11 protein-coding genes and 1 pseudogene are annotated in these 8893 nt (G+C 67.1%); all 12 read left to right on the top strand.

Annotated features, from left to right (window positions below; translation table 11 throughout):
- Positions 1-471 precede the first annotated feature (471 nt).
- The 12 genes and pseudogenes from ftsY (at position 472) to G7Y49_RS01335 (ending at position 8889) form a co-directional block, all read left to right on the top strand.
- Positions 472-1896 carry a signal recognition particle-docking protein FtsY gene (gene ftsY, locus G7Y49_RS12180; protein ID WP_241157217.1) on the top strand — a complete coding sequence of 475 codons (1425 nt, stop codon included), beginning with the start codon at positions 472-474 and terminating at the stop codon, positions 1894-1896.
- Positions 1897-1898: 2 nt separating this feature from the next.
- Positions 1899-2417, top strand: a complete 519-nt coding sequence (locus tag G7Y49_RS01385; protein WP_165170495.1) for a GNAT family N-acetyltransferase — start codon at positions 1899-1901, stop codon at positions 2415-2417.
- Between the two features lie 3 nt (positions 2418-2420).
- Positions 2421-2981 (top strand): carbonic anhydrase, encoded by a 561-nt coding sequence (locus tag G7Y49_RS01380; protein ID WP_165170475.1) that lies wholly within the window; start codon positions 2421-2423, stop codon positions 2979-2981.
- A gap of 196 nt (positions 2982-3177) precedes the next feature.
- A complete protein-coding gene (locus G7Y49_RS01375; RefSeq protein ID WP_165047966.1) occupies positions 3178-3468 on the top strand; it encodes a hypothetical protein in 291 nt (96 codons plus the stop codon).
- A 70-nt stretch (positions 3469-3538) separates the two neighbouring features.
- Positions 3539-4945, top strand: coding sequence for a signal recognition particle protein (gene ffh, locus G7Y49_RS01370; protein WP_165170473.1), 1407 nt, complete (start codon positions 3539-3541; stop codon positions 4943-4945).
- Positions 4946-5150: 205 nt separating this feature from the next.
- Positions 5151-5396 (top strand): 30S ribosomal protein S16, encoded by a 246-nt coding sequence (gene rpsP, locus G7Y49_RS01365; RefSeq protein ID WP_165048032.1) that lies wholly within the window; start codon positions 5151-5153, stop codon positions 5394-5396.
- A 3-nt stretch (positions 5397-5399) separates the two neighbouring features.
- Entirely contained in the window at positions 5400-5654 is a 255-nt protein-coding gene (locus G7Y49_RS01360; RefSeq protein WP_165170471.1) for a KH domain-containing protein, read from the top strand.
- Positions 5655-6179: a ribosome maturation factor RimM gene (locus tag G7Y49_RS01355; protein ID WP_165170469.1), complete on the top strand. Its 525-nt coding sequence runs from the start codon at positions 5655-5657 to the stop codon at positions 6177-6179.
- A gap of 58 nt (positions 6180-6237) precedes the next feature.
- Positions 6238-6420, top strand: a pseudogene (locus G7Y49_RS12450) (tRNA (guanosine(37)-N1)-methyltransferase TrmD); the annotation flags it as partial.
- A 165-nt stretch (positions 6421-6585) separates the two neighbouring features.
- Entirely contained in the window at positions 6586-7200 is a 615-nt protein-coding gene (locus tag G7Y49_RS12445) for a hypothetical protein (RefSeq protein ID WP_165170493.1), read from the top strand.
- Positions 7201-7299: 99 nt separating this feature from the next.
- On the top strand, positions 7300-7881 hold the full coding sequence (lepB, locus tag G7Y49_RS01340) for a signal peptidase I (protein WP_165170467.1): 582 nt from the start codon (positions 7300-7302) through the stop codon (positions 7879-7881).
- Between the two features lie 63 nt (positions 7882-7944).
- The gene (locus tag G7Y49_RS01335; RefSeq protein ID WP_165170465.1) at positions 7945-8889 is read left to right on the top strand and encodes a glycine--tRNA ligase subunit alpha; all 945 of its coding nucleotides are present in this window, start codon (positions 7945-7947) and stop codon (positions 8887-8889) included.
- Positions 8890-8893 lie beyond the last annotated feature (4 nt).

Genomic DNA, 8893 nt, shown 5'->3' with positions numbered 1-8893 from the left:
CCGTTTTTCCTCTTCTGCTTTTTGACGAACAATTCTTCTCCTGACCTGCGGATACCCCTTTTCTCATTATACCATACCAATAACAATCCCTAACGCAGATAGTCATAAATTTTTGACAAAAATAAAGACCTGGAACGGCCTTTGACCAGGGAATATGTAAAAACGGATCAACTAATCAGCTGCAAAACTCGGGAGGGGAGCTCGGTCATTGTCTGGCATGTGCGTAGCTCGAAATCCGACTTCTCAACTCTCTCGTCGCGCTAGGGAAGCGCGCCATGCTGATGAGCGCTGTCGGATTGTCTCATAATGCCGCGAGTTGGCGGATGTGGCTCAAGCTGCGCGTGGAGCGGGCAGGTTGACCTTTCCCTCATGTTGGCTGTCCCCTTTTTCGGCGGGGCGGGGGCTATCGTGCGCTTGATGTCATAGAATGGCATGGTGCAAGGTGCGACGTTGGCATGGAGGTAGTCTGCCATGGGTTTTTTCGACAAGATCAGCGAGGGGCTCTCGCGCTCCCGTGACAAGTTCAAGGAGTCGATGAACGTCCTGCTCGACCGCGGGCCGAACCTCGACGAGGAGTTCTGGGAGACGCTCGAGGAGACGCTCATCCTCTCCGACATCGGCGGCGCGGCGGCCTTCGACATCGTTGAGCGGCTGCGCGACCAGGCCACGCGGCTCGCGCTGCCCGACGCCTACGCGGTGCTCGACCTCCTGAACGACCAGATCAGCGCCACGTTCACGCCTGGCGGCGACGAGATCCTCGGCGGCGGCCCCGCGCTTCTGCTGTTCGTGGGCATCAACGGCACGGGTAAGACCACCACGGTGGGCAAGATCGCCAAGGAGCAGACCGACGCGGGCCGCTCCGTCATCCTGGGCTCGGCCGACACGTTCCGCGCCGCGGCCATCGAGCAACTCGAGGTGTGGGCGCGCCGCGCGGGCGTGGAGATGGTCACGCGCGAGCGCGGGAGCGACCCGGCGAGCGTGTGCTACGACACCATAGAGCGCGCCGAGGCCGCCGGCTCCGACCTCGTGCTCATCGACACGGCGGGCCGCCTGCACACCTCGGCCGACCTCATGCGCGAGCTCGAGAAGGTGGTGAACGTGGTGCGCAAGCGCTCCGAGCTGCCGGTGTACACGGTGCTCGTGATCGACGCCACCACGGGCCAGAACGGCCTGCAGCAGGCGCGCGAGTTCAACCGCGCGCTCGACCTCGACGCGCTCATCGTCACCAAGCTCGACGGCACGGCGAAGGGCGGCATCGCGCTCGCCGTGAGCCACGAGCTCGAGCTGCCCATCATCAAGATCGGCGTGGGCGAGGGGATCGACGACCTTCGCGACTTCGACGCGCACGCGTTCTCGAGCGCGCTCATCGGCGACTTCGACGAGCGCTACGAGGAGGACGCCGAGCACGTCGGCGAGAACGCCAAGCAGGCGGCCATGACCGCCGGTGAGCGCCGCCGCGACGTGCTCGAGGGCGCGCCTGCGACGGCGGAGGCGACTGGGGAGCCTGCCGAGGCCGGGTCCGAAGCCGAGGAGCGCGAGGCCGAGGTCGAGGCTGCGGAAACGGCTGCGGAAGCGAAGCGTGCGGAAGCTGCGGAAACGGCTGCGGAAGAGGCTGGGCCCGAGGCTGCCGGCGCCCTCGAGCCTGAGCTCGAACCCGAACCCGAACCTGAACTTGAACCCGCGCCGGCAGAGCCCGGATTCGATCCCGACGACGCCGGCTTCACCGACGAGGAGCTGGCCGAGCTCGCCCTGGCAGCCGCCGACTCGGATGCCGAAGACGGCGCGGCCGCAGCCGTCGAGGGCAAAGCGGAAGAGGCGGAAGGGGAGCCCGCCGCCGACGAGCCCGCGCCCGCTGAGCAGCCGCGCAAGAAGCACTTCTGGGAGAGGTGGTTCTAGCCATGGAGGTGCGCGCCTACACGCCCGCCGACCTGGCGGCCATGATCCCCATCTGGAACGAGGTCGTGCGCGACGGCCGGGCCTTCCCGCAGCTCGACGAGCTGGACGAAGAGACCGGCGCGGCGTTCTTCGCCGCGCAGTCCTACGCGGCGGTGGCCGTTGACGAGGGGCGCGTCATCGGCCTGGCCATCCTGCATCCCAACAACGTGGGGCGCTGCTCCCACGTGGCGAACGCGAGCTTTGCGGTGAGCAGCGCGGCGCGCGGCAGGGGAGCGGGCCGCGCGCTCGTGGCCGACGCGCTCGCGCACCTCGTCCCCTGCGGCTTCCGCGGCCTGCAGTTCAACGCGGTGGTGGCGAGCAACGCGCGCGCCATCCGCCTTTACGAGAGCCTTGGATTCACCCGTGTCGGCACCATCCCCGGGGGCTTCCTCAACAAAGAGGGCGCCTACGAGGACATGCACATCTTCTACCACGAGGCCGCGGGCGTACCCTGCGCCTCACGCGACCGCGAGGAGGGCTGAGCCATGATCTCGGCAAGCGACGCCATCGACCGCCTGAGGCGGGGCAACCACGACTTCCTGACGCTGCGCCAGCACAAGCTCGACACGTCGCTTGAGCGCATCACGGAGCTCTACGAGTACGGGCAGAGCCCGTACGCCATCGTGCTCACCTGCTCGGACTCGCGCGTGGTGCCCGAGCACATGTTCATGGCGAGCCTCGGCGACCTGTTCACCATCCGCGTGGCGGGCAACGTGGTGGGCCCCTCCGAGCTGGCGAGCGCGGTGTACGCGTGCGATCACCTGCACGTGAAGCTCCTGCTCGTGCTCGGCCACACGCGCTGCGGCGCGGTGTCCGCGGCGCTGGAGGGCGGCTGCGCCGGCGCGGTGACGGCGATCACCGACAAGATCACCCAGGCCATCGGCGATGTGACCGACCCCTACGAGGCCGTCGTGCGCAACGTGCGCGCGAGCATGGCGGCGCTTGGGTCCGACGAGGAGCTCTCCCGCCTCGCCGCGCATGACGGGCTCGAGATACGCGGCGCCGTCTACCACACCCACTCGGGCGAGGTTGACTTCCTCGGCTAGCGCAGACCCGCCCCGGCTCGGGCTTGCGCGCGCCTCTGGCCTGCGCTCACGCGCCCGCCCTGGACCGCCCGTCCCAGACCCGCTCGCCCCGAGCCTGCCCGTTCTCACCCGCTCGCCTGCGTCTCTGGCGCGCGCCGTAGAATCGTACTATAATGCAACATTGAGGAGAAGCACGCGACGAATCGGAGGTCATATCATGGCTAAGGAGAACAGCGTCATCGACTGGGAGGCATACGGCGTGCTGCTCAAGGCGTCGCGCCTGGCGAACGGCTACTCGCGCGGGCTGTCGCTCGTGAAGGCGGTGGAGGAGAAGACGGGCATGCGCATCTCGGAGCGCACCGTCTACGCGCTCGAGGACGCCTCGCGCGCGCCGTCGGCCGACATCTTCATCGCGTTGCAGCAGGTGCTGCCCGAGCTGCAGGACCCCGAGTTTCTGCGCCCCGTCTTCCGCAACAGCAACGTGAAGGTGGCCATCGTGAGCCTGTAGGCGGGCGCCTGGGGTATAATCGTCCGGTTAACCGTGACATGCAAGCTCGTTTCAACAGGAGCAGAACACTATGCTTGAGAACCTCTCCGAGCGCCTCCAGGGCATCTTCTCGGGTCTGAAGTCGAAGGGCCGCCTCACCGAGGAGGACATCAACGCCGCCATGCGCGAGATTCGCCTCGCGCTTCTTGAAGCTGACGTTAACTTCAAAGTAGTCAAGGCGTTCGTCGCGCGCACGAAGGAGCGCTGCCTCGCCGCCGAGGTGCTCGACTCGCTCACCCCGGCGCAGAACGTGATCAAGGTGGTGCTCGACGAGCTCACCGAGCTTCTGGGCCGCACGGACTCGAAGCTCGTCATGGGCAGCCGCATCCCCAACGTCATCATGCTCGTGGGCCTGCAGGGCTCGGGCAAGACCACCGCGGCCGCCAAGCTCGCCTACCGCCTGAAGCAGGAGAACCACGCGCCCCTGCTCGTGGCCTGCGACGTGTACCGCCCCGCCGCAGCCGACCAGCTGGCAACGCTCGCCGGCGAGATCGGCGTGCGCGTGTACCGCGGCGACGGCGTGGACCCGGTGCGCATCGCGCAGGAGGGCGTGCGGGACGCCATCGACTCGCTGCGCGACGTGGTCATCATCGACACGGCGGGCCGCCTGCACGTCGACGAGGACATGATGGTCGAGGCCGAGGCCATCCGCGACGCCGTCAAGCCCGACCAGATCCTCATGGTGGTCGACGCCATGACCGGCCAGGACGTGGTGAACGTGGTCGAGGCGTTCGCGAGCCGCGTGGACTTCGACGGCGTCATCATGTCGAAGATGGACGGCGACGCCCGCGGCGGCGGCGCGCTGTCCATCCGCGAGGTCACGGGCAAGCCCATCAAGTTCATCTCCTCGGGCGAGAAGCCCGACTCGCTCGAGGTGTTCCACCCCGACCGCATGGCCAAGCGCATCCTCGGCATGGGCGACGTGGTGTCGCTCATCGAGAGCGCCGTGAAGGTGCAGCAGGAGGAGGCCGAGGCCGTCGAGGCTGAGCGCATGGCGAAGGGCCAGCTCACGCTCGACGACTTCATCACCATGAACCGCCAGGTGCACAAGATGGGCGGCATCGCGAAGCTCATCAGCGCGCTGCCCGGCGGAGACAAGGCGCTCGGGAGCGGGCAGGTGGACGAGGGGGCGCTCGACGCCATGGAGGTCATCATCAACTCCATGACGAAGGAGGAGCGCGCCAAGCCCGAGGTCCTCAACGGCAGCCGCCGCGCGCGCATCGCGAAGGGCGCGGGCGTCACGGTGACCGACGTGAACCAGCTCATCAAGAAGTTCAACGAGACCAAGAAGATGATGAAGAAGATGATGGGCACCGTCGAGCAGCAGCAGAAGCGCAAGGGCAAGCGCGGCAAGTCGCGCCGCGGCCGCGCGCTTCCCGGCATGGGCGGCATGTCGATGGGGGATCTGAAGAAGCTGCAGCAGATGATGGATCAATAGAGGGTTCCGTCTGCCCTGGCGGGACAGACGGAACTGCTCGACGCTGCGAAGCGCCACAACATAACCTGCGGCCTATTATGTGAATGAATCCCCTTGCAAAACGCTGAGGGGAGCCGTAAAATAAACAACTGCTGTTTTCGCTGTGCTGCGTGAGCAGTGCATGCCTATATCGAATGAGAGTATTTTTTAGAAGGAGTCACACTTCATGGCTGTTAAGATTCGCCTCGCTCGCCATGGCGCCAAGAAGCGCCCGTACTACCGCATCGTCGTCGCCGACTCACGCGCCCCGCGCGACGGCAAGTTCATCGACGAGGTTGGCCGCTACAACCCGCTGACCGAGCCTGCCACGGTGAAGTTCGACATGGAGAAGGTTGAGAAGTGGATCGCCAACGGCGCTCAGCCCACCGACACCGTCGCTCGTCTGCTCAAGGGCGCGCGCGAGGACGCGTAAGCCATGTCTGAGCTGACGGAGGATCTCGCGGGCTTGGTGGACGTGGTCGTCCGCCCCTTGATCGAGTTCGAGGAGGACCTCGAGATCACTGCCGACGAGGCCGAGGACGGCGCCGTCATCGTTGAGATTCGCGTCAACGAGGAGGACGCCGGCAAGGTCATCGGCCGCCAGGGCCGCGTCATCAAGGCCATTCGCACGCTCGCCCGCGCTGCCGCGTCGCGCTCGGGCGTTCCCGTCGAAGTGGAGCTCATCGACTAGATGCGCAGCTGGATTGATGTCGCCACGTTGGCGCATACGAAAAACCTGAACGGAGGGCTCGTCGCACGTGCTGCGTCGGGCCTTCCTCTTTTGCTGTCCGAGGGCGTGCGCGTCGCCTTGGTGCCGCCGGTCCTCGACGCCCCGCGTGACGTGACCGTCGCGCGTGTCGTGCCGCGATCCGAGGATGAGGCGCTCGTGTTCTTCGAGGAGGTCGAGACCGCCGACGTGGCCGAGCTGCTCGTGGGCTGCCACTGCCTCATGCGCCGCGACGAGGTCGACCTCTCTTCGTCCGACGTTGCGTCCGACCTGCCCTCGTGGGAGGGGTGGAGCGTGCATGACGTGCGCGCGGGGCACGTGGGCGAGGTCGAGGCCGTGGAGGACCGCCCGCTGCAGCCCCTGCTCGTGGTGGCGCGGCCGGACGGCTCGCCCGCGCTCATCCCGCTCGTGGAGGAGTTCGTCGTGAGCATCGACGAGGACGCGCGCCGCATCGAGCTCGACTGCCCGGCCGGCCTGCTCGACCTGTGAGGAGCCGCCCGTGATCATCGAGACGCTCTCCACGTTCCCCCGCATGTACGACTCGGTCATGGGGTCGTCGATGATGAAGCGCGCCCAGGACAAGGGGATCATTTCGTTTCACGCGCATGACCTGCGCGACTGGACCCACGATCGGCATCGCACCACCGACGACGACCCCTACGGCGGCGGCGCCGGCCTCGTGATGAAGTGCGAGCCCCTCTTCGAAGCCTACGAGGACATCGTCGGCGCTCCCGCTCCTGTTCCCTCCGCCCTGCTCCACGGGCAGGGGAATGCTCAGTCGCTCAGACAGTCCTGCTCGCACGAAAGCGCCGGCGAATATGCCGGGGACGCATTTGCCGTGAGCGAGGAAGGCGCGCCCAGGGGTGCTCACCAAGCGAGTTCCGCACGAGCCGAAATGCCCGGCGGGCATTTCGCGCGAGCAGGACTGTCCGAGCGACTGAGCTCCCCTGGGCGCGCCGACGTCCCCGAGCACGAGGGCGCTCTCGAGCACGGCGCTCCCGCCCCCACGGTCATCTTCCTCGCCCCGCAGGGCCGCCGCTTCGACGACGTGTACGCCTCCGAGCTGGCGCGGCGCGAGCGGCTGCTGTTCGTCTGCGGGCACTACGAGGGCATCGACGAGCGGGCCTACGCCCTCGCCGACGAGGTCATATCGCTCGGCGACTACGTGCTCACCTCCGGCGAGCTCGCCTCCATGGTGGTGATCGACGCGGTGGTGCGCAAGCTGCCCGGCGTGCTCGGCGCCCCCGACGGCCCCGTCGACGAGTCGTTCACGAGCGGGCTTCTGGAGTACCCCCAGTACACGCGCCCGGCGAGCTTCCGCGGCCAGGAGGTGCCGGCGGTGCTCTTGTCGGGGGACCACGGCGCGGTGGCGCGCTGGCGGCGGAACATGAGCCTCGAGCGCACGGCGCGGTGGCGCCCCGACCTGCTCGAGGCGTTCGAGCGCGCGGGCAACCTCACGCCCGCTGATCGGGAATTTCTGGAGACTTTAGCGGGTGAGCAGGGGAGTTAGGCCCGAAGCGCTATCATAAGCGATTACCGCAACCTGTCGACTTCACGCGTTTGCGCCTGTGGCGCGGCGCGTTTTTCTGAAAGGGGACCTTGAGGCCACATGTACTCCGGTCAACACGCTGACGCGCGCAAGCCGAGCATCGGACGCAAGCTCGCGTCCCTGCTGGGCATGGTCGTTCTGATCGTCGCGTTGTCGTGGGGCCTGCGCACCTTCGTGTTCCAAGCCTACGAGATCCCGTCGGGCTCCATGGAGGAGACCATCATGACCGGCGACATGGTGTTCTCCGAGAAGGTCAGCTACTACCTCGGCGAGCCCGAGCGCGGCGACATCGTCACCTTCGCCGACCCCGAGATCCCCTCGCGCATCCTCATCAAGCGCGTGATCGCCACCGAGGGCGAGACGGTCGAGCTCATCGACGGGCGCGTGGTGATCGACGGCGTGGCGCTCGTGGAGCCCTACACGCGCAACCTCCCCTCCTACCCGCTCACCCCGGCCTACGGCGAGGACATCAGCTACCCCTACACCGTCGGGGAGGGCGAGCTGTGGGTCATGGGCGACAACCGCACGAACTCGCAGGACTCGCGTTACTTCGGCGCGATCGACGCTTCCACGGTCACCGGCAAGGCGGTGCTCACGTACTGGCCGCTTGACCGGTTCGGCCTGCTCTCGTCCGAGGGCTGACGCAAGTAAACAGGCGCGGCCACTGCGCGCGAAGTGGCACACGTGACATATTCGAGGAGAGCCATGTCAACGGAAACAACGGGCGGAGCCGGCGCAGCCGCGCAGGGCATGCCGCCGACGTTCCAGGACGTCATCATGAACCTGCAGCGCTACTGGGCCGACCAGGGCTGCGTCGTGCTGCAGCCCTACGACAACGAGGTGGGCGCGGGCACGTTCCACACCGCCACCACCCTGCGCTCGCTCGGCCCGGGCACGTGGCGCACCGCCTACGTGCAGCCGTCGCGCCGCCCCACCGACGGCCGCTACGGCGAGAACCCCAACCGCCTGCAGCACTACTACCAGTTCCAGGTCATCATGAAGCCCTCGCCCGACAACGTGCAGGAGCTCTACCTCAACTCGCTGCGCGCCATCGGCATCAACGTCGAGGAGCATGACGTGCGCTTCGTCGAGGACGACTGGGAGAGCCCGACGCTCGGCGCCTGGGGACTCGGCTGGGAGGTCTGGATCGACGGCATGGAGTGCACGCAGTTCACCTACTTCCAGCAGGTGGGCGGCTTCGAGTGCAGGCCCGTGCCCGCTGAGATCACCTACGGCCTGGAGCGCCTGACCATGTACATCCAGGGCGTCGACTCGGTGTACGACATCGTGTGGAGCCGCGGCGACGACGGCACCGTGTTCACCTACGGCGACGTGTTCCTCGAGAACGAGCGCGAGTTCTCGGCCTACAACTTCGAGGTGGCCGACACGGAGCTGCTCTTCGGCGAGTTCGACCGCTACGAGGCGGAGTGCAACCGCGTGCTCGAGCAGGGCCTGCCGCTCCCGGCCTACGACTACGTGCTCAAGTGCAGCCACGCGTTCAACCTGCTCGACGCCCGCGGCGTCATCTCGGCGACCGAGCGCATGGGCTACATCCTGCGCGTGCGCACCATCGCGAAGGCGTGCTGCGCGAGCTACCTGGAGCACGTGGCGGGCGTGGCGCCGGCTGCCGAAGACGAGAAGGAGGCATAGGGGA

It is taken from the genome of Adlercreutzia sp. ZJ242, assembly GCF_011038995.1.
Lineage (GTDB): Bacteria > Actinomycetota > Coriobacteriia > Coriobacteriales > Eggerthellaceae > CAAEEV01.
The sequence above is the reverse complement of the archived record's forward strand: the minus strand, read 5'-3'. Positions and strand labels throughout refer to the sequence as shown.

What these genes read in the sequence shown, in the direction of transcription:
- G7Y49_RS01380 (WP_165170475.1), top strand. Translation starts at nt 2,421, where the DNA reads ATGATCTCGGCAAGCGACGCCATCGACCGCCTGAGGCGGGGCAACCAC.
- G7Y49_RS01360 (WP_165170471.1), top strand. Translation starts at nt 5,400, where the DNA reads ATGTCTGAGCTGACGGAGGATCTCGCGGGCTTGGTGGACGTGGTCGTC.
- G7Y49_RS12445 (WP_165170493.1), top strand. Translation starts at nt 6,586, where the DNA reads ATGCCCGGCGGGCATTTCGCGCGAGCAGGACTGTCCGAGCGACTGAGC.
- G7Y49_RS01375 (WP_165047966.1), top strand. Translation starts at nt 3,178, where the DNA reads ATGGCTAAGGAGAACAGCGTCATCGACTGGGAGGCATACGGCGTGCTG.
- rpsP (WP_165048032.1), top strand. Translation starts at nt 5,151, where the DNA reads ATGGCTGTTAAGATTCGCCTCGCTCGCCATGGCGCCAAGAAGCGCCCG.
- ftsY (WP_241157217.1), top strand. Translation starts at nt 472, where the DNA reads ATGGGTTTTTTCGACAAGATCAGCGAGGGGCTCTCGCGCTCCCGTGAC.
- G7Y49_RS01355 (WP_165170469.1), top strand. Translation starts at nt 5,655, where the DNA reads ATGCGCAGCTGGATTGATGTCGCCACGTTGGCGCATACGAAAAACCTG.
- G7Y49_RS01335 (WP_165170465.1), top strand. Translation starts at nt 7,945, where the DNA reads ATGTCAACGGAAACAACGGGCGGAGCCGGCGCAGCCGCGCAGGGCATG.
- ffh (WP_165170473.1), top strand. Translation starts at nt 3,539, where the DNA reads ATGCTTGAGAACCTCTCCGAGCGCCTCCAGGGCATCTTCTCGGGTCTG.
- lepB (WP_165170467.1), top strand. Translation starts at nt 7,300, where the DNA reads ATGTACTCCGGTCAACACGCTGACGCGCGCAAGCCGAGCATCGGACGC.
- G7Y49_RS01385 (WP_165170495.1), top strand. Translation starts at nt 1,899, where the DNA reads ATGGAGGTGCGCGCCTACACGCCCGCCGACCTGGCGGCCATGATCCCC.